This is a genomic window from Brasilonema sp. UFV-L1 (genome assembly GCF_012912105.1).
In the GTDB taxonomy this organism is placed as follows: domain Bacteria; phylum Cyanobacteriota; class Cyanobacteriia; order Cyanobacteriales; family Nostocaceae; genus Brasilonema.
The window spans coordinates 1-18,147 of the sequence record NZ_QMEA01000005.1 but is presented as its reverse complement, the minus strand read 5'-3'; the positions used below and the strand labels follow the sequence as shown (position 1 = coordinate 18,147).

General features: G+C 41.5%; 18 protein-coding genes. 13 read left to right on the top strand and 5 right to left on the bottom strand.

From position 1 onward, the window contains the following. Window positions 1–231: 231 nt before the first annotated feature. The 4 genes from purM to DP117_RS02640 all read right to left on the bottom strand — a co-directional run bounded on the left by purM (window position 232) and on the right by DP117_RS02640 (window position 3,352). Window positions 232–1,260 (bottom strand): phosphoribosylformylglycinamidine cyclo-ligase, encoded by a 1,029-nt coding sequence (purM, locus tag DP117_RS02655; RefSeq protein ID WP_169216792.1) that lies wholly within the window; start codon window positions 1,258–1,260, stop codon window positions 232–234. 122 nt (window positions 1,261–1,382) lie between these two features. After that, the gene (locus DP117_RS02650; protein WP_169216791.1) at window positions 1,383–1,589 is read right to left on the bottom strand and encodes a hypothetical protein; all 207 of its coding nucleotides are present in this window, start codon (window positions 1,587–1,589) and stop codon (window positions 1,383–1,385) included. A 246-nt stretch (window positions 1,590–1,835) separates the two neighbouring features. After that, window positions 1,836–2,438: a superoxide dismutase gene (locus tag DP117_RS02645; RefSeq protein ID WP_169216790.1), complete on the bottom strand. Its 603-nt coding sequence runs from the start codon at window positions 2,436–2,438 to the stop codon at window positions 1,836–1,838. A gap of 179 nt (window positions 2,439–2,617) precedes the next feature. Beyond that, window positions 2,618–3,352, bottom strand: coding sequence for a DUF3891 family protein (locus DP117_RS02640; protein ID WP_169216789.1), 735 nt, complete (start codon window positions 3,350–3,352; stop codon window positions 2,618–2,620). Between the two features lie 99 nt (window positions 3,353–3,451). Between DP117_RS02640 and DP117_RS02635 the strand changes: the two genes are divergently transcribed. From DP117_RS02635 to DP117_RS02620, 4 genes are all read left to right on the top strand, one after another. Next, window positions 3,452–4,357 (top strand): sugar ABC transporter permease, encoded by a 906-nt coding sequence (locus DP117_RS02635; RefSeq protein WP_169216788.1) that lies wholly within the window; start codon window positions 3,452–3,454, stop codon window positions 4,355–4,357. A 214-nt stretch (window positions 4,358–4,571) separates the two neighbouring features. Continuing rightward, window positions 4,572–4,751 (top strand): hypothetical protein, encoded by a 180-nt coding sequence (locus DP117_RS02630; RefSeq protein WP_169216787.1) that lies wholly within the window; start codon window positions 4,572–4,574, stop codon window positions 4,749–4,751. A 305-nt stretch (window positions 4,752–5,056) separates the two neighbouring features. After that, window positions 5,057–6,373: a hypothetical protein gene (locus tag DP117_RS02625; RefSeq protein ID WP_169216786.1), complete on the top strand. Its 1,317-nt coding sequence runs from the start codon at window positions 5,057–5,059 to the stop codon at window positions 6,371–6,373. Beyond that, window positions 6,357–7,421, top strand: coding sequence for a hypothetical protein (locus DP117_RS02620; RefSeq protein WP_169216785.1), 1,065 nt, complete (start codon window positions 6,357–6,359; stop codon window positions 7,419–7,421). Before DP117_RS02625 ends, DP117_RS02620 begins: the two co-directional genes overlap by 17 nt. Before the next feature lie 366 nt (window positions 7,422–7,787). On the opposite strand, the gene DP117_RS02615 is transcribed toward DP117_RS02620, so the two are convergent. Continuing rightward, window positions 7,788–8,141, bottom strand: a complete 354-nt coding sequence (locus DP117_RS02615; RefSeq protein ID WP_169216784.1) for a helix-turn-helix domain-containing protein — start codon at window positions 8,139–8,141, stop codon at window positions 7,788–7,790. Between the two features lie 77 nt (window positions 8,142–8,218). On the opposite strand from DP117_RS02615, the gene trxA reads away from it, so the two are divergent. The 9 genes from trxA (at window position 8,219) to DP117_RS02570 (ending at window position 18,045) form a co-directional block, all read left to right on the top strand. Beyond that, window positions 8,219–8,542: a thioredoxin gene (trxA, locus tag DP117_RS02610; protein ID WP_169216783.1), complete on the top strand. Its 324-nt coding sequence runs from the start codon at window positions 8,219–8,221 to the stop codon at window positions 8,540–8,542. A 145-nt stretch (window positions 8,543–8,687) separates the two neighbouring features. Further along, entirely contained in the window at window positions 8,688–9,482 is a 795-nt protein-coding gene (locus DP117_RS02605; RefSeq protein ID WP_169216782.1) for an SDR family oxidoreductase, read from the top strand. A 115-nt stretch (window positions 9,483–9,597) separates the two neighbouring features. Continuing rightward, window positions 9,598–10,713 (top strand): alkene reductase, encoded by a 1,116-nt coding sequence (locus tag DP117_RS02600; protein WP_169216781.1) that lies wholly within the window; start codon window positions 9,598–9,600, stop codon window positions 10,711–10,713. A gap of 132 nt (window positions 10,714–10,845) precedes the next feature. Continuing rightward, on the top strand, window positions 10,846–11,517 hold the full coding sequence (locus DP117_RS02595) for a nitroreductase family protein (RefSeq protein ID WP_169216780.1): 672 nt from the start codon (window positions 10,846–10,848) through the stop codon (window positions 11,515–11,517). A gap of 251 nt (window positions 11,518–11,768) precedes the next feature. Beyond that, window positions 11,769–12,116: a GFA family protein gene (locus tag DP117_RS02590; protein ID WP_169216779.1), complete on the top strand. Its 348-nt coding sequence runs from the start codon at window positions 11,769–11,771 to the stop codon at window positions 12,114–12,116. Window positions 12,117–12,175: 59 nt separating this feature from the next. Next, on the top strand, window positions 12,176–12,883 hold the full coding sequence (locus DP117_RS02585) for a glutathione binding-like protein (protein ID WP_169216778.1): 708 nt from the start codon (window positions 12,176–12,178) through the stop codon (window positions 12,881–12,883). A 175-nt stretch (window positions 12,884–13,058) separates the two neighbouring features. Next, complete coding sequence (locus tag DP117_RS02580; RefSeq protein ID WP_169216777.1) at window positions 13,059–13,760, top strand: NAD(P)H-dependent oxidoreductase; 702 nt, start codon at window positions 13,059–13,061, stop codon at window positions 13,758–13,760. A 712-nt stretch (window positions 13,761–14,472) separates the two neighbouring features. Further along, window positions 14,473–17,055 carry an AAA-like domain-containing protein gene (locus tag DP117_RS02575; protein WP_169216776.1) on the top strand — a complete coding sequence of 861 codons (2,583 nt, stop codon included), beginning with the start codon at window positions 14,473–14,475 and terminating at the stop codon, window positions 17,053–17,055. Between the two features lie 120 nt (window positions 17,056–17,175). Further along, window positions 17,176–18,045 (top strand): dioxygenase, encoded by an 870-nt coding sequence (locus DP117_RS02570; protein ID WP_169216775.1) that lies wholly within the window; start codon window positions 17,176–17,178, stop codon window positions 18,043–18,045. Window positions 18,046–18,147 lie beyond the last annotated feature (102 nt).

Here is an 18,147-nt window from a genome sequence, read left to right as displayed (position 1 = left end):
ATCATTAGCAAAATTTTTCAATATGTTAAGACTACGTTAGCAAATTCAAAGGCTAGCGATCATGCGTATTTTTGATTTGTTTGATAAGAAAGAGTAAGGAATGTTGCATCAAATCTCCGTTGAATCAACATTTCTTAACAGTCGTAGATATTTAGTAAATATTAAAAATAGGACAAATAAGTAATTTCAAAGACCAAAAGTAAAGACTTTATGTTGTATCAATATTGTCACTTATATTGGTAATCCAATCAATTCACCTGAGCCAGTGATGACCTCACCAATTGTAAAGGCTGTAACGTTTTGTGACTGAAAGTAGGTTATTGCTTGTTCTTCTTGATGAGGAGGTACAATTACCACAAATGCGATCCCCATGTTGAAAGTATTATACATAGCTTGAGAACTCACAGATCCAGCTTGTGCTAACCACTGAAATACAGGTGGAATAGACCAACTTTCACCAATTATCTTAATAGCTTGACCTTTACCCAAACAACGAGGTAAGTTTTCGGGTAAACCTCCACCGGTGATGTGAGCCATACCGTGAATTTCCAAACCTGCTTGACGCGCACTGAGGACAGGTTTAACGTAAATACGCGTAGGTGTGAGGAAAACTTCTCCTAATGTTTGACTACCAAATACTTCTAAACGCTCACTCCATGAAAATCCTTTTTCGCTGACAATTTTCCTCACCAAACTAAAGCCATTGCTATGTACACCAGTGCTTGCGAGGGCGATCGCCACATCTCCCACTTGTACCTGGGAACCATCTAGCATTTGGCTTCTTTCCACGATTCCCACACAAAACCCAGCCAAGTCATACTCACCCGCCTGGTAAAAACCTGGCATTTCGGCGGTTTCTCCTCCCAGTAAAGCGCAACCCGCCTGCTGACACCCAGAGGCTATACCTGCAACCACTTGAGTAAGTTGCTCTTTATTTAAATGACCTGTTGCCAGATAATCTAAAAAGAAGAGTGGTTCTGCGCCAGATGTGAGCACATCGTTGACGCACATTGCTACCAAATCAATCCCAACAGTGTCATGACGGTTAAGAGCATGAGCGATTTTCAGCTTGGTACCTACACCATCAGTCCCAGAAACCAAAATAGGTTCCTTATAACCACTTGGTAGTTGAAAGCAGCCACTGAAGCCACCCAGTCCACCAATAACTTCTGGTCTAAAGGTACTGTGAACCAACTGACGAATTTGATTTACAAATTCTCGACCAGCCTCAACATCAACTCCTGCATCTTTGTAATCCATTGTTCAGAACACCTTTAGAAACCCCCAACTTAATAGTATGGGATTTGAATAAGCGAATGCGTGAATGTTAGCGTAGCGTGCCGTAGGCAGCGAATTCCCCCCTTTGGGAGTGACTCATTCGTTCAAAATACCTCATCTTCAATACCACGCCACCATTCTCCCAAGTTCATCATATCTTGATGAATATCTGCTAACTGTTGGCAATACTCATTGTCTGAAAGTGTGGTTCGACGTTCCTGAAGTTTTTTCAGTCGCAGCTGCACTAATAGCCAAGGTTTGCTGATACCATTAGTTGCTTCTATGTATTTTGCTAGCTCGTTACTATTCATCGGTTTTTTGAATTATAGATTTTGGATAGGTTTTGCTTAATCTGGTTGTTAAATGTCGCTCATTGGGATGACCATGAACAGCATCCCGCCTCCTTAGAAATTAGTTGTTTTTTAAAAAAGCCAGGAAAGAAGATTCCTGGCTCATAGCTTGAGTTGGTCAGAACTGACTAAAATTCCGATTTTGAGTCTGTTAAGACAGACTTAAGCTATGAAATAAAAACTTCTGTGCAGACGAGTTTTACCAGCTTATTTAGCTGCGTTGGCGTATTGTTCGGCGACAAAATCCCAGTTAATCAGTTCGTTTAGGAAAGTTTCCAGGTAGTCTGGACGACGATTTTGATAATCCAGATAGTAAGCGTGTTCCCAAACATCAGCAGTTAACAAAGGAGTTTGACTGTTAGTAATAGGATTAGCAGCATTTGGTGTTTTCACAACCTTGAGTTCGCCCTTATCCAACACCAGCCAAGCATAACCACTACCAAATTGGGTTGCTCCGGCTTCTTTGAATTGTTTTTTGAATTCATCTAGGCTACCAAAGCTGGCTTTGATTTTTTCAGCTAATTCGCCAGAAGGAGCAGCACTCCCTTTCTTCAAGCCATTCCAGTAGAAGGTATGGTTCCAGACTTGAGCAGCATTATTGAATATACCAGCTTTAGACGAGTCATTCGCAGTCGCCAATACGATTTCTTCGAGTGACTTGTTGGCAAGTTCTGTACCCTCAATCAGTTTGTTGAGGTTAGTGACGTAACCTGCGTGGTGCTTGTCGTGATGGAACTTTAGAGTGTCACTAGAAATCAATGGAGACAGAGCGTCGTAATCGTATGGTAATGGGGGAAGTTCAAAAGCCATTGTGTCAATCCTCTCTTTACCGTTTTTCAGTTTAGAGCTTATACGGTAGCTCTAGAAACAAAATACCAGTGTTAAGCAATTTTGAGTGCTTAACACTGCGTGATAAAACTTAACGGTTAGATTGTACTAAGAAATGTCACCTTAGTCCTACGCCGTCCGATAGTTATTCCTAACTCATGTTATCGAACAAATGTCCACTCCAAAGTTTTTATCGGTGCTGTCTTAAGTGCTTGCGTCAGTTCATCGTTACTGTCAAATTTTAGTTGCTCTAGGTAGGTAGCTTCTACATTGACAGTAAACTTATCTTCCAGAAAGGGCCACGGTTGTACTGTGACACCATCGCTAGACTCTATAACATCGTAACGGTTACCGTCTGGCAGAGTTGCTATTTCTAAAGCTCGTTCACCAACAGGTAACTGATGCATGCAGAGGATGAGTGAAAGGCGATCGCACCATTGAAAAAACTCATAAGCTTGTACCGCTTCATCTTTTGTAATATTCAATTCATGACGCCATTGCTCTTGATTCTGGAGTTGTTCGTCTAAAAAGCTATCCATTTCTGGTGATTCTCCACGCTTACCTTCATTGAGAAAGCTCATGTGCATGGAAATTAGCATTGCTACCCATCGTCCACGATATCTGGCATTTTGCGTGTGTCGTCGTAGACTATTGACAACACTATTGACATCAGTTTCCTGGGGTAAGGTAAAATCCAGCGGTGCGCCAGCTTTGGTAAGGTGATTACCTTCCCATTCCTTTTCCAAATCGTCGTGATGGGAAATAGCAGCAATTGTTTCTAGCCAGCGCAACGGGCGCTGTTCTGGGTGCCAGTGTCCCGCTATTTGAGCAGCAAGTAAAGCGTGGGCGCGATGGTAAATAATTTCCCATCCTTTCTCGTGTAGATTAGCAATCATGAATTGGGCTTAAACGCTCTTGTCATATCAATTTGCTTTTTCATGTTGCATTTATCAAAACTGGAATTCATCCCTCAACAGCACGAAAAAAATCTTCCTATGAATAGATTGACAACCAAAGATTGGTTTTTAATGACACAGCGACTGACTCCTTACTTATTTTTGCTCCCTGCCTTGCTTGTCTTGACATTAAGCGTTTTTTGGCCTGCACTACAAGCGTTTTACCTCAGTTTTACTCGCTACGAATATGATTTAACCCAGACACCGCAATGGATAGGTTTTGCTAACTTCCAACGCTTGTGGAATGATAGAGTCTTTTGGCAAACCTTGTTTAACACCTTGCTGTATCTTGTGGGTGTCGTCCCAATCCTAGTCATCGCCCCCTTAGCACTGGCAATTTTAGTCAATCAGAAACTGCGTGGAATGCACTGGTTTAGAGCCGCTTACTATACACCAGTCGTGATTTCAATGGTGGTTGCAGGGATTGCTTGGAAGTGGCTGTATGCAGAAAATGGCTTACTCAATCAGTTGCTGAAGGGTTTTTTTCCAGAAGGAATTCCTTGGCTGACGAGTCCCCGCTTTGCGTTATTTAGCGTAATGGCTGTGACTGTGTGGAAAGGATTAGGCTACTACATGGTTATTTATTTAGCTGGGTTGCAATCCATCCCTGCTGATATCTACGAAGCCGCAGCAATTGATGGTTCAGACGGTACTCGTAAGCACTGGGATATCACCGTACCTTTGATGAAACCATACATAGCTCTCGTTGCTGTGATTTCAGCTATTTCTGCCACCAAGGTGTTTGAAGAAATCTACATTATGACTCAGGGTGGACCGCGTAATAGCTCGAAAACAATTGTTTACTATCTGTATGAACAAGCGTTTAATAATTTGGAAATTAGCTATGCCTGCACAATTGGGTTAGTTCTGTTCCTAATCATTTTGGGACTCTCAATTGTGCGATTAATGATTAATCGACATGGCGGTGAAAATATCACAACATGAAGTTTATACTCATACTAAAATCCAGGAAATTAATGAAAACAGAATGAATCAATTCATAAGCAAATTCCAAAAAATGCTTGCATTTAGGACTTCCAAAAAATAAAAAATTTTTTCCAAAAAAATAATGATAATCACTGTCAGATGAGCTTAATAATTGGTACTCAAGGTGTACTTTTGGTTTAAGCTGAGGATGGGTAGCATAGGATGCATGGCAATGAGTCGTCCACTAAAATTAACGATTCACGAAACACAAGAAGAATTAGAGAAACGCCTCAAAGCTCAAACCACAGCCAGTGGTAAAGAACGCTTACAAATGCTCTACTGGTTAAAAAAGGGTCATATCAATAGCCGTAAAGAACTCGTCGAACGGCTCAATCTAAGCTCATCTTCATAGAGAATTGGTATAAAAGCCAAAATGATTGGTCGCAGTTGGCGGGTTAAGCGTAGTGACCTCGATGAGTATGTAGCAAGTTTGTTTTGATTGAAATCCGCCAAATAGCGATAGATATTCATGACTGTGTAGATAATCTAGCCATTTTGTGATAAAAAATATACATTCTTAAAAGAAGTCATAATTATTATCCGTAGCAAAAAAATATACGATGATTATCCTGCATGACGGAACAAGTGGTGATTTATCGCACGTTAATACAGGTTCCAACGCAAATAACACACAGCCAGCATTAGTAACTGTAGGGGATGACATTGATTTTTGAAACCAGAGAAATTCAACCAGTAAATACTGAAGGTCAACTTGAAACTGTTAATAAAATTAATGGTTATATTTCGGAAACTTCAGATTTATTTGGGGACGTTTTGAATCGCTTTCACAGTGTTGTAGATAGCAGTGCTTTCTATGAAGCTGCTGAATCTATATTAACCAAGATTGAGCAGCCTGTATATCTAGCTAAATGTGCTGCACTAGCTAGTCTAAGGGAACCTGGAGGTACATTTTACAGAGCTAAATTATGGGCAAAAATCAATGATTTACTAGCCTCTGAAAATAAAGCTAATAAGAAGGAATTGACCTTTGGACAGGTATGCAAACAAGTTAGTGTGCATCCGACAACGGCGAAAGGCTATGTTATTCAAGGTAAAGCCCTCGAATATGTTGAGAAAGCTTCTATTAGTACAATTATTTTACGTGAAGCACCGACCGAACTTTTCAAATATGCTCAACGTCAGAAAGAGCGTGCTGGCGAGTATTTAATCGAAGCTGCAAAGTTTCTCAATAATAAACCTAACGCTACTTTTGCTCAAATTCATAGAGAATGGTGTTTTAAAAACGGTAGTATAGCAGCTAACTTAGACATCATTAAACCTTCTGATTGGTGGGCTTTTGGTAATCCAAAATGGCGTCAAGAAGACAATTTTATCGGTTCAATTCCCGGAGAAATATATGCCAATGCTTTATATTATTTTGCTCCTAAAGCTGGTATAGCTGTAGACCCAATGGCGGGAAGCGGAATGTTAAAGCGCGTCTATGATGACCGTGAGAGATGGCAGAAAGATTCCGCCTTTGACCTTAAGATATATTTGTTTGATTTACATCCCTGCCGTGATTTTATTAAGAAACACGATGCTCGAAAACCATTACCAATAAAAGCTGATTGGATTTTCATTGACCCCCCTTATTTTGGTCAGTCCAAGCATTTATTTTATGGTGACTTAGCATCAGCAAAAGACTATTCCGAATATTTGATATTGATAAAAGAACTAATTCAGGCAATGTCTAAATCTCTGAACTCTGGTGGAAGATTATGTGTATTTTTACCAAAGTGGAGTGGATTGCGACCAGAAAATCCAAATCATGATATCCCGGCTGATGTTTACTCATTTGCTATTAATGAAGGTTTAATTTGGATTGATGCAGCTTTTGTTTCTCGTGGTCGTCAGCAAGAACCTGCTAGTGCTTTTAAAAATAATGCTGCCAAACGCGCTCGTAGAATGCGTTCAGATACCTGTGTTTTGAATGTTTTTGAAAAGCCAGGAGTTGAAAATGTCAAACACATTTAGAAAATTAGTTAATCAATCAAGGCGTGTAACTCGTGATGAATTTGCTATTAGCTTTGGTGGTATAGCAGATGATGTTGTGGAAATGCTTGATAGCGAACAAGCACGTCAAGTTGTACGAGAAGCCAGAGAAGTTATGGAGTCAGTAGAACCTCTTTATAATGGTAGACAAAGGCTACGTAAAATCGATTTTGGTTTGTTTAACAGTGCGCCAGAATTAGAAAGAGGGGAAGTCGCAGCTATAGATGGTACTAACACATTACCCATGCAAATGTACTCAGCAGGACAAGCATTATCTGTAGGAGTTGGCAGTATTTCATACCGTCGTCCTCTACAAGAATCTCTACATTATTGGTCAAGTAAAATAGAACTTTCTGAAGCTGAAAACAGTGATGATTTTATAAAAAGAGAGGAAGAAGGGCTATATGGGATTTCTCAAACAGCATATTTACGATATTATGAGGTGTCACATGGGCTAGAAATAGCTGAACCATACATACTTTTTGATGGGACATTAATATATGAATGGTTAGGAGCTATTCAAGAAGGTGTTCAGTTATATTCCAGATTATTTACAAGTGGAAAAAAATGTCTGGGTGTGATGAAAAATGTAAAAGCAAATCCTGTATTTGCCAAGTTTGCTCGTGCGCTCAGACAAGGAGAACTATATATAGTAGAAACTTTAGCAGATCATCTAAATCAAAGTAATGTTCCAAATAAAAATCCTGGTGAGACTCGAAATCGCTATGTTTTAGAAGAATTTAAAAATGGTACGGCAAGGCATATACTTAGAGGACTATTTAAACCGAGAAAAAAAGCTTTTGGTTTTGAAGTCCATGAAGACCATTTGGAGGATATGCTGCGGATAATGGCTGCTGACTGCCAGTTAAACAATGTCGGTCACGAGATACCTTTTTTACTTAATCGTATCGATGAGGAACTGCGTAAAAACTTTAATCCCCGCATTCTTCAAGATAGAATAGCTGTGCAAATGGCAATCCAAAGCGAAGAGTTATTTTTTGAAGAAACGAACGAACGTGTTTTTCGTTAAAAAAATATATACCAGGGTAACTACATAATAGGACTGATTGTAACTAATTATTCAGATGGAATGACGGGTTGAGACGCAGGTGAAGAAATGTCGTCTAAACGCAGTTCGACGAAATTCCCGCAACCAGTGCAGTGAGCATACGAAACACAGTGTAGCGTATCTTCTCCACGCCTACGCTACGAAGAGCGCCTTGGCGTGGCTAAGCCTCAGAATCTTGCGAGATGTTTCGCTATGCCTAGCGGGTACGGCCGCTACCGCCGCAATTCGTAGCATCTGGGCAGCAGATAAGGCACGCTACGCGGAGCGCATGATTGCATGCGCTTTGTGCTTAGGAACATGACATTTCAAGCATTTTTGCAATCTTGTCTAATTTTCTTGTGATGCCGTTTTTTTAGAGTTTGACAAGCAAATAGACAAAGGTTGAACTGAGCGCAACACGGCGTCCAACAATCCTGGAAAAAGTGCGTCTAAATCGTCTTTGCGCAACATATTCATGTGCTGTGTTCCTTCTTTGCGACTCAAGACAACGCCTGACTCGCGCAAAATTTTAAAGTGATTGGACATCGTGGACTTAGCAATGGCAAAATCAAAGTCAGCACAGCATTGCTCTTCCTTAACTGCCAACCGTCGCACGATTTCCAGCCGCACCGGATCGCCCAAAGCGTACAGCACTCCTGCTAAAGAAATATGTTTTCGGTCTGGGTGATATAAGAATCTCATACTTGCATTATCTCATCAAGTTGACTATATTTTATTTATTCGATATTATCGAATTAACGAATTAATGGAGGGCAAGTATGTCATCCGTTGCAAATGTAACAGAGAGCACGTTTAAGCAAGAAGTTCTTGAAAGTGAAATGCCAGTGTTGGTAGACTTTTGGGCACCATGGTGTGGACCTTGTCGTATGCTTGCTCCCGTGGTAGATGAGATTGCTAGTGAATACACAGGACAGGTAAAAGTCGTGAAGCTGAACACGGATCAATATCCGACTGTAGCCAGCCATTATGGGATTCGTAGCATTCCTACGCTCATGGTGTTTAAAGGCGGTCGGCAAGTCGATACGGTCGTGGGTGCAGTGCCAAAAACAACCTTGAGTAAGACTTTGGCACAGTATCTGTAGTTCAATTGGTGATTCGTCATCAATAATAACTCAATGACGAATTAGGATTTGAACTGGTGTAAGAGAGCCAGTGCTGGCTCCTTTACAACCAGTCTTAACAAACAAGTATAGTGCGTAAATCCTATCATTTCCTGGAGTTCAACCAATGGACTTGAAATTGCATGGTAAATCAGCGCTGGTGAGTGGTTCAACTGCAGGTATTGGTTTTGCGATCGCTCAAGGGCTTGCACAAGAGGGTGCATCAGTGACTATCACTGGACGTTCTTCTCAACGAGTGGAACAGGCTATCGCCTCCCTTCTACACAGCAACCCACAAGCAAAAGTGTCCGGTATTGTCGCTGACCTTGCAAAAAAGGAAGGAGCAGAGCAGGTCTTTCAACAAGTCCCTAGCATTGATATTTTAGTCAATAATCTTGGTGTTTACGAGCCAAAAGCATTTTCAGATATTACTGATGAGGACTGGTTCAACATCTTTGAAGCTAACGTTCTCAGTGGAGTCCGCCTGAGTCGCCACTATCTACCAAAGATGCTGGAGCGAAACTGGGGACGTATTATTTTTATCTCCAGTGAGTCTGCGATTCAAATTCCTGTTGAGATGATTCACTACGGCATGACAAAAACGGCTCAGCTTTCTGTTGCAAGGGGTTTAGCACAATCGACCGTTGGGACTCAAGTCACTGTAAACTCTGTTCTTGCAGGACCAACTCGTTCAGAAGGCGTTGAAGATTTTGTAGCAAAAATCGCAAAAGATAATGGTATAACTTCTAATGAAGTCGAAGCTGACTTTTTCAAAAATGTTCGCCCAACTTCCCTAATCAAACGCTTTGCAACAACTGATGAGGTTGCAGCAATGGTCGTTTATTTATCCAGTCCTGTATCCTCAGCGACTAATGGCGCAGCTTTGCGGGTAGATGGCGGGGTTGTGCAGTCAGTTATTTAACAGTTACCAGTCACCAGTTACCAGTTTCATGCATCTGCTCACTGATAACTGATAACTGATAACTGAATTAGGAATTTTGATTTTTGATTTAGTACAGAATTTGGAGATTTCACTCATGAGCACTAACATCAACTTACTCTCTGCTTACAAGTTAGGTGATTTAGAACTGCCCAACCGTATTGTGATGGCTCCCTTGACACGTAATCGTGCAAAGGAGGGTAATGTACCGCACCAACTCAACGCCACCTACTATACTCAACGCGCTTCCGCAGGGCTGATTATCACTGAAGCCACTCAGGTTTCTCCACAAGGTCAAGGGTATCCTTATACACCAGGTATTCATTCACAAGAACAAGTCGAGGGTTGGAAATTAGTCACAGATGCAGTACACGCTCAAGGAGGAAGGATTTTCCTGCAATTATGGCATGTAGGACGCATTTCACACCCTGATTTCCAACCGAATGGTGAGTTACCGCTAGCACCTTCTGCGATCGCACCCAAGGGTCAGGTATTTACCTATGAAGGCATGAAACCATATGTGACTCCTCGTGCTTTAGAAACGTCGGAGATTCCTGAAATTATCGAACAATATCGCAAAGGAGCAGAAAATGCTCTGGCGGCTGGTTTTGATGGTGTAGAAGTTCACAGTGCTAATGGTTATTTACTTGACCAGTTTCTCCGGGATGGTACGAATAAACGTACAGATGAATATGGCGGTTCTGTGGAAAATCGTACCCGACTGCTACTAGAGGTGACTGAGGCAGTTGTTGGAGTATGGGGTGCAAAACGGGTTGGAGTACGCTTGTCTCCTAGTGGGACATTTAACGATATGCAAGACTCGAATCCGCTGGTCACATTTGGTTATGCAGCCGAAGCATTGAACCAATTTGATTTAGCATATCTGCATATTTTTGAGGCGATCGAATCAGATATCCGACATGGGGCGACAGTGGTGCGAACCAGTCACATACGGGAGCGCTATCACGGTACACTCATGGTCAATGGGGAATACACTCCTGAAAAAGGTAACGCGGTTTTGGCAAAGGGAGAAGCGGAACTGGTTTCTTTTGGGACACTGTTTATCTCAAATCCCGATTTACCCCGACGTATAGCTCTGAATACACCGCTGACTGAGGCAGATTCGACGACTTTTTATGGTGGTGGAGAAAAGGGTTACACTGACTATCCTACAGTGGAAGAGCAATATCCCTCTCTAGCAGGAGCAAACTAATTTTTCAAAAGAACTCACCAACTCAGAATTCAGACTGAAGGCAGAGCATAGGCATGGCTCTGCTCAGAATACGAATGATGAACAGGTGTTATGCAATCTTATAATCTTTTTGGAAATTGACGGATAGGTCGAATGGTTCAACAACGAAATCTTCAAACCAAACCTCTGGATGTACCTAGCGCTATTCATCAGCGTCGTTCAATCAAAACTTTCAAACCGGACTCAATATCAAAAGAACTACTTCAGCAACTGGTAAATCTCACTGTCGCAGCGCCGAGTAGCTATAATCTTCAAGATTGGCGAATTGTTCTTGTACAAGATGAAGCACAAAAGGCGGCGCTTTCTGAAGCAGCTTTCAATCAAAAGCAAATCGTTGAAGCGCCTGTGACGTTTGTGTTCGCTGCTGATGCGACTGCTGGAGAACAAGACTTAACACCGATTTACGAGCAGGGACTCGCAACTGGTGCATGGACTGAGGGTACAGTAAACTACTTTAAAAGTTCTATCCCACAGTATCAAGCAGGACTTGGAGACAAACGACGGGAGTATGCCATCAAAGATGCCATGATTGCTGCAACTCATTTGGTGCTAGCAGCAGAAAGTCTGGGCTTGTCCACTTGCTTTATGAATGGTTGGGTTGAAGAAAAAGTCAAGGAAGTGATTGGTGCTGCGGATAATCCAGATATTGCGATCGCCGTTGTTGTACCTGTTGGATATGCAGCAGAATCACGTCGCAATCCTGGACGTTTGCCATTTGCTCGCAACGTCTTTGTGAATAGACTGGGAAACCCTTATGAGGGTTGAGATGAAAACTATCCATATTGAGAAAAATTCAACACGAGCAAACTGTGGGTAGACAGTAAGTCAAAAGAGTAATGCTCATTTGATTGACTCATGTGCGATCAACTTTGCTGCAAAGTTGATTGCACCAACCCGTTCTTCTGTGCCTAATCGCAGCAGTTTTGGTATTGGGTATTGATCAATGCCATAGCACAAGAAATTCTCAGGAGTGCTTGAATATGGGAAATGGAAGTTCAACCGTGGGTTAAGTGGTTATGAAAAAGTATAGTGGTCGCTGTCATTGTGGCAAAGTTCAATTTGAAGTGACAACAAATCTTGAGCCAGTTGTCAGGTGCAATTGCTCTTTATGCTCCAGAAGAGGTGCAATTATGCATCGTGTGAAAGCTGAGCAATTCACTCTCATTACTGGTGAAGAATATCTTACACTTTACCAATTTCACACAAAAACAGCAAAGCACTATTTTTGCAAAGTTTGCGGTATTTATCCCTTCCACAGACCCCGCACTGCTCCTGAGCTTTATGCAATTAACGTCGCCTGCTTGGAAGGCGTTGATTCCTTGAAGTTGGAGCCTGGATTGATTGATGGTCGCTCATACGACTGACTCATAGTCGTATAAGCTTGTTGTGACAAACAGTTCATTTAAACATTAGGAAACAACCAATGATTGAGCTTTATTACTGGACAACACCAAACGGACATAAAATCACGATGTTCCTTGAAGAAGTCAGTTTGCCTTACACAATTGTTCCTGTCAACATTGGCGCTGGAGATCAGTTTAAGCCTGAGTTTCTCAAAATTTCTCCTAACAATCGGATCCCGGCAATTGTGGATCACGAACCTGCAATTGGAGGTGAGCCGATTTCCGTTTTTGAGTCTGGTGCAATCTTGCTTTATTTGGCAGAAAAAACTGGGAAATTGATTCCAACAAATTTACGCGATCGCGTTGAAGTCCTGCAATGGCTATTTTGGCAAATGGGGGGTTTAGGACCGATGGCGGGACAAAATCACCACTTCAGCCAATATGCTCCCGAGAAAATTGACTATGCGATTAACCGCTATGTGAATGAGACGGGACGCTTGTACGCTGTCCTAGATAAGCGGCTTGCTGATAGAGAATTTATTGCTGGCGATTATTCCATTGCTGATATTGCCAGCTATCCGTGGATTGTTCCATATGAGCGCCAAAGCCAAAAGTTAGAGAACTTTCCTCACCTTAAGCGCTGGTTTGAAACAATTCAGGCGCGTCCAGCAACAATTCGCGCTTACGAGAAGGCAGAAGCCTTCAAAAATCAGGTGCTTGATGTAGACAAGTCAAGAGATTTGTTATTTAACCAGTCGGCAAAAACAATTCAGACGCCTACAACCTAAAAGATGGGGTTTTTTTAAAGTATCATTGTAAGTCCTAAAGGACACGCAGCGCATGTTGGCGTAGCGTGTCCGTTAGGACATAAAGAGGGTGCTGCGAATCATTGCGTGATTCTAGGTTTAGTATCTGTATCAGAAGCAGCATATTAGACTCGGATAAGTGTTTAGGGATATCAAGATGAAATTCTTTATTGTTCACGCCCATCCAGAAGCCAACAGTTTTAATGGTGCCCTGACTCGCTATGCTAAGGAAGTACTACATACCATAGGACATGAGGTCATTATTTCTGACCTTTACGCGATGCAGTTTAACCCAGTTTCTGACCGCCGTAACTTTATTTCTTATAAACAACAGAACTACTATAATCAGCAAACAGAAGAAATGTATGCTACTGAAGTTGATGGCTTTGCACCAGATATCAAAGCGGAGATGGAGAAACTCGACTGGTGTGATGTGCTGATTTTTCAGTTTCCTCTTTGGTGGTTTGGACTTCCTGCTATCCTCAAGGGTTGGGTTGATAAAGTTTTTGCGATGGGGCGGACTTATGGCGGCGGGAGATTTTATGACAATGGGGTTTTTAAAGGCAAAAAAGCTATGTTGTCTCTTACCACAGGCGGTCCATTAACCATGTACACCGAAATCGGGGTTAATGGTGATATTCATACCATTCTCTATCCGATTAATCACGGAATTTTTCACTTTGTGGGTTTTGATGTTTTGCCACCTTTCATTGTTTGGAGCGCAAGTCGCATCAAAGATGAACGTCGCCAAGCCTATTTAGAAGAATACAAGCAGCGGTTGTTAATGGTTAATGCGACGCCTGCGATTGTCTATCCTTCTCTGAAAGATTTTGATCAAGATTTCCAACTCAAGCAGTGATGATCCGTTTGACACTCCCCAATTTATCGGGGAGCCACTGGGACTAAGAACAGAAGGGTAGCATGTGGCGTCCCTCACCCTTGTTCTGGTCAGACCAGCGCTACAGCCCTTGTCTCCCGCTCTCACGGCGACTGGCTCCCTATGGCTCTTGCCATAGGGCATTGTGCTTTCCTTAACGGTGTAAACTAATATCGTATCGCGAAAACTATGCATTTAGCTGTGGTCGAAAATCTCAATTCATCCCGCAAATATACAACGCCTCATGATCCTCGAAAGCAAAACAATTGCTAGACTTTCTTAAGCGCTAAATTTTACTTCAAGTATGGTGTTTTATACTAATTTAAATTTTAGAAAAATTTTAGTATACTGGAAGAAAACGTTTTTGAGAAACTTAGCGCTGTCATTTCCTACTAAAATAGGATACAGGAAAAGCTTAGGAAGAGGTTTTAAAAATTCATGTTATTTTTTTTATCAAAACAATCAATATATATAACTTATTTGTAAAAATCAATAAAAATTGAGATTTTGACTAAAATAGGGATAATAAATTAAACATCAAGAGTGTAGAAATATTTACTTCGTTGGACTTAGTTCTGTTCTATGCTAGAAGTAGCTGCCATCACAGCAAAACACTTGTACGTTCATCAGATTTCCTCGATTTTTGCCAAGGATTCATTACGTCTACAGTTAGCCTTTATTTTATCAAACTCCTATGAGTAGGTTAGTTGTTTTAAACTTAGGTCAAGGAAACCTACACGAAGGCTGTACAACGGTGACGGCACAGCTTGGAGAAGCAGACAACCCCTACCGGATGAAATTTTCTGCCAGTTTACCAGCCGCACCCAAAATTTTTGAACTCTACCAAAGTTGGCAGCTTGTTTATTATGCTTTTTATCAACGTTTTAGTTGGCGTCTCGATAACGATGATAATCTTGAAATAGAAGAAGATTATGTAACTAATATTTCAGAAGCTGATATTCATGGCTTGTGTCAATTGTTGTCAACAAAAATCAATACATGGCTTAACTCAACAAAGTTTCGCAAAATAGACCAACAATTACGCACGCATTTAAAAACCTCTGAAGAAATTCGCTTTGTTATTGAAACCAACGATGATATATTGCGACGACTGCCTTGGCATCTATGGAAATTCTTTGAGGATTACCCATATGCAGAAGTTGCGTTGAGTGCAGCAGAATACCAAAATCCAAATAAATTGATTATCAAGAACCGCAAAAGTCAAGTCAAAATTTTGGCGACTTTTGGGAATAGTGAAGGAATTGATATTAGTCGTGATAAAAATCTTTTAGAGAAATTATCAACTGAAGCAGAAATTAAGTTTCTGGTAGAGCCAAATCTCAATCATTTAAATGAGCAGCTATGGCAGCAAAGTTGGGATATTCTCTTTTTTGCCGGTCATAGTTTTAGTAAAGAAAAAGGATTTTTACAAATCAATCAAACAGACACGATTACTCTTGAGCAGTTGAAATATGCTCTTAGACAAGCGATTAGTCGTGGGTTAAAGCTAGCGATTTTCAACTCTTGTGATGGTTTAGGGTTAGCGCAGGAACTCCAAGATTTGCATATTCCACAAGTGATTGTAATGCGTGAGCCTGTCCCGGATGTGGTTGCTCAAGAATTTTTAAAGTATTTTCTAGCAGAGTTTTCGAGTGGAAAATCTTTGTATACTGCAGTGCGTTCTGCACGCGAAAGACTGCAAGGATTAGAGGGGGAATATCCTTGTGCGACTTGGCTACCAATGATTTTCCAAAATCCTGCTGAACCATCTATGATTTGGTCACAGCAAAGTGTATGGAATAAATGGCAACAGAAAACAGATTCTTCAATACTGATTTCCAACAGAAATGCTAAAGATGTGCAAACAAACATCCGATTCCCAGTCGTCAATTCAGTTTTGTCTAAAACAACGGCTCTCGATTCACTCATTGAGATACTAAATAGCAAGCTTCTAGAATACGAGAATCACCCTCTCAATCACAAAGAGGTTTTAGTTTTACGGGGTATTTGGCAAAGTCAAACTTACAATCAAATTGCTCAACAGGGGGGCTATAGTTCTACCTACTTTACGAATGTTATCGCCCGAGGATTGTGTCAAAAATTATCTCATATTATCGGCGAGCGTGTGACCAAAAAAAACTGTCGCACGATATTAGAGTCGTATGTGACTGCACAAGCTTCTCCACAAATCACAGCACAAGAAAATCCTCCTGTCAATTATTGTTCTCATCTCAAAGAAGAAATCTTACCTCGCTTTCCTAGCGGTTTAGTCCCACTTGGCTCTCCCTATTACATTGAACAACCGGAGATTGCGACACAAATTTGTGAAGAAATTATGAATCCAGGAGCTTTAATTCGTATTAAAGCTCCTCAAGAAATGGGTAAAACCTCACTGCTATTGAGGATTCTTGAGTATGCTAACCATATTGGCTACCATACAGTGAGCTTGAATTTGCAAGAGCAAGTTGATCAAGCTATTTTGAGCGATTTAAATCGTTTTTTGCGTTGGTTGTGTGCTAACGTCTCTCGTCAGCTTGAGCTTGAACCAAAATTAGATGAGTATTGGGATGAAGATATTGGTAGTAAAGTCAGCTGCTCGCTTTATTTACGAAATTATGTGTTAGAGCAGATTGATTCTCCTGTGGTTTTGGCGTTGGATGAAGTACACCAGGTTTTTGAACATCCGCACGTCGCCAAAGAATTCTTACCTTTGTTACGTTCTTGGTACGAAGATGCCAAAAGACAACCAATTTGGCAAAAGCTGCGTCTGATTGTGGTTCACTCGACTGAAGTTTATGTTCCTCTGCAGCTCAATCAGTCTCCATTTAATGTCGGACTACCGATTCAATTAACGTATTTCAGTTTAGAGCAGGTGCAGCATTTAGCCCAACGCTTTGAACTCAATTGGACAGATGATGAGGAAGCAAGGCTGCTGATGGACATTGTTGGAGGACATCCTGCATTAATACACCTCACACTTTATCACCTCAGTCGTGGAGAGGTGAATTTGAGGCAACTGCTACAAGATGCTTCCACACCCACGAGCATTTATTACCATCATATGCAGCGTCATTGGGCAACTTTGCAGGCGCAGCCAGAATTAGCATTTGCTGTTTCTAAAGTCATGAATGCTACCCAACCTGTGAAGTTAGAATCGATTGTTGCTTACAAGTTAAGCAGTATGGGGTTGATTAAGTTGGATAACAATTTTGCAATACCTAGTTGTTGGTTATATCGACAGTATTTTCAGGTAAAGTGTGAGACAAGTGTAAGCTAAAAACGGGAGCATCCGGCAATCATGCCTGAAAGTCGGTGCAACTAGCGCGCGATTTCGCTGACGCTAAGCATTTCTTTTTGGATTGCGATGCTCTCAATGTCTTAGATTCAGAAAATAAACATGAGAAACATTACTCTCGAAAATATCACTCAAGCCGTGATTGAGCACGGCGATGGAGGCAAAAGTCATCCGCGCCTTTATGAAGTTTATACCAGCCTGATTCGACATCTGCACGCCTTCGTACGGGAGGTGAATCTGACAGAACAGGAGTTATCGCTCTTGCGCGATTTTATCATTCGGGCAGATCGCTACACAAAAGAAATACCGAATGGGGAAATTCATATGCTGCTCGATTTGTTGGGAATCTCAGAGCTAGTGGTTCTGTTGCATAATCAGAACAGTACAGCTACCGAAAGTAATCTGGAAGGTCCTGTTTATGTACCGGATGCACCAGAACGCAACATGGGCGATCGCCTGGGGATTGATGAGGATGGCAATACGCTCTTTTTGTCAGGACATGTCTTAGACTTGAATGGTAAACCAATTGCCAATGCGCTCCTTGATGTCTGGCAATCAAATTCAAAAGGACTCTATGACCTTCATGATCCATCCCAGGCAAAAGGTAACTTCCGAGGTCGTTTCAGAACCAAGTCGGATGGCAGATACACATTTGAAACAGTTGTGCCTGTGGGATATACCATCCCATCAAGCGGACCGTGCGGTGAGGTGCTCCAGCTCTTGGGGCGGCATACCCAGCGAGCAGCCCATATCCATTTTAAGTTGAGTGCTGCAGGGTATATACCCCTGACGACACAAATCTATATAGATGGAGATCCGCACCTCGATTCAGATACAACATTCGCTGTCAGATCTGCCATCGTCAAGCTACAAAAACATGAGGCTCCCGACAAACTCAAAGCATACAACCAAAGCAAACCTTTTTATACAACCGAATTCGATTTTGTCCTACACCCGACCAACACACCGTGATTCCCCATTGCACGACTCACGGGTTCAAAAACAGAAGATGCGGCTTATTGACGTACTCCCCGGCATAAATGCACGGGGATTCTTAAAGGATGTTCCAATGTA

What these genes read in the sequence shown, in the direction of transcription:
- purM (WP_169216792.1), bottom strand. Translation starts at nt 1,260, where the DNA reads ATGGATTACAAAGATGCAGGAGTTGATGTTGAGGCTGGTCGAGAATTT.
- DP117_RS02650 (WP_169216791.1), bottom strand. Translation starts at nt 1,589, where the DNA reads ATGAATAGTAACGAGCTAGCAAAATACATAGAAGCAACTAATGGTATC.
- DP117_RS02645 (WP_169216790.1), bottom strand. Translation starts at nt 2,438, where the DNA reads ATGGCTTTTGAACTTCCCCCATTACCATACGATTACGACGCTCTGTCT.
- DP117_RS02640 (WP_169216789.1), bottom strand. Translation starts at nt 3,352, where the DNA reads ATGATTGCTAATCTACACGAGAAAGGATGGGAAATTATTTACCATCGC.
- DP117_RS02635 (WP_169216788.1), top strand. Translation starts at nt 3,452, where the DNA reads ATGAATAGATTGACAACCAAAGATTGGTTTTTAATGACACAGCGACTG.
- DP117_RS02630 (WP_169216787.1), top strand. Translation starts at nt 4,572, where the DNA reads ATGAGTCGTCCACTAAAATTAACGATTCACGAAACACAAGAAGAATTA.
- DP117_RS02625 (WP_169216786.1), top strand. Translation starts at nt 5,057, where the DNA reads ATGACATTGATTTTTGAAACCAGAGAAATTCAACCAGTAAATACTGAA.
- DP117_RS02620 (WP_169216785.1), top strand. Translation starts at nt 6,357, where the DNA reads ATGTCAAACACATTTAGAAAATTAGTTAATCAATCAAGGCGTGTAACT.
- DP117_RS02615 (WP_169216784.1), bottom strand. Translation starts at nt 8,141, where the DNA reads ATGAGATTCTTATATCACCCAGACCGAAAACATATTTCTTTAGCAGGA.
- trxA (WP_169216783.1), top strand. Translation starts at nt 8,219, where the DNA reads ATGTCATCCGTTGCAAATGTAACAGAGAGCACGTTTAAGCAAGAAGTT.
- DP117_RS02605 (WP_169216782.1), top strand. Translation starts at nt 8,688, where the DNA reads ATGGACTTGAAATTGCATGGTAAATCAGCGCTGGTGAGTGGTTCAACT.
- DP117_RS02600 (WP_169216781.1), top strand. Translation starts at nt 9,598, where the DNA reads ATGAGCACTAACATCAACTTACTCTCTGCTTACAAGTTAGGTGATTTA.
- DP117_RS02595 (WP_169216780.1), top strand. Translation starts at nt 10,846, where the DNA reads ATGGTTCAACAACGAAATCTTCAAACCAAACCTCTGGATGTACCTAGC.
- DP117_RS02590 (WP_169216779.1), top strand. Translation starts at nt 11,769, where the DNA reads ATGAAAAAGTATAGTGGTCGCTGTCATTGTGGCAAAGTTCAATTTGAA.
- DP117_RS02585 (WP_169216778.1), top strand. Translation starts at nt 12,176, where the DNA reads ATGATTGAGCTTTATTACTGGACAACACCAAACGGACATAAAATCACG.
- DP117_RS02580 (WP_169216777.1), top strand. Translation starts at nt 13,059, where the DNA reads ATGAAATTCTTTATTGTTCACGCCCATCCAGAAGCCAACAGTTTTAAT.
- DP117_RS02575 (WP_169216776.1), top strand. Translation starts at nt 14,473, where the DNA reads ATGAGTAGGTTAGTTGTTTTAAACTTAGGTCAAGGAAACCTACACGAA.
- DP117_RS02570 (WP_169216775.1), top strand. Translation starts at nt 17,176, where the DNA reads ATGAGAAACATTACTCTCGAAAATATCACTCAAGCCGTGATTGAGCAC.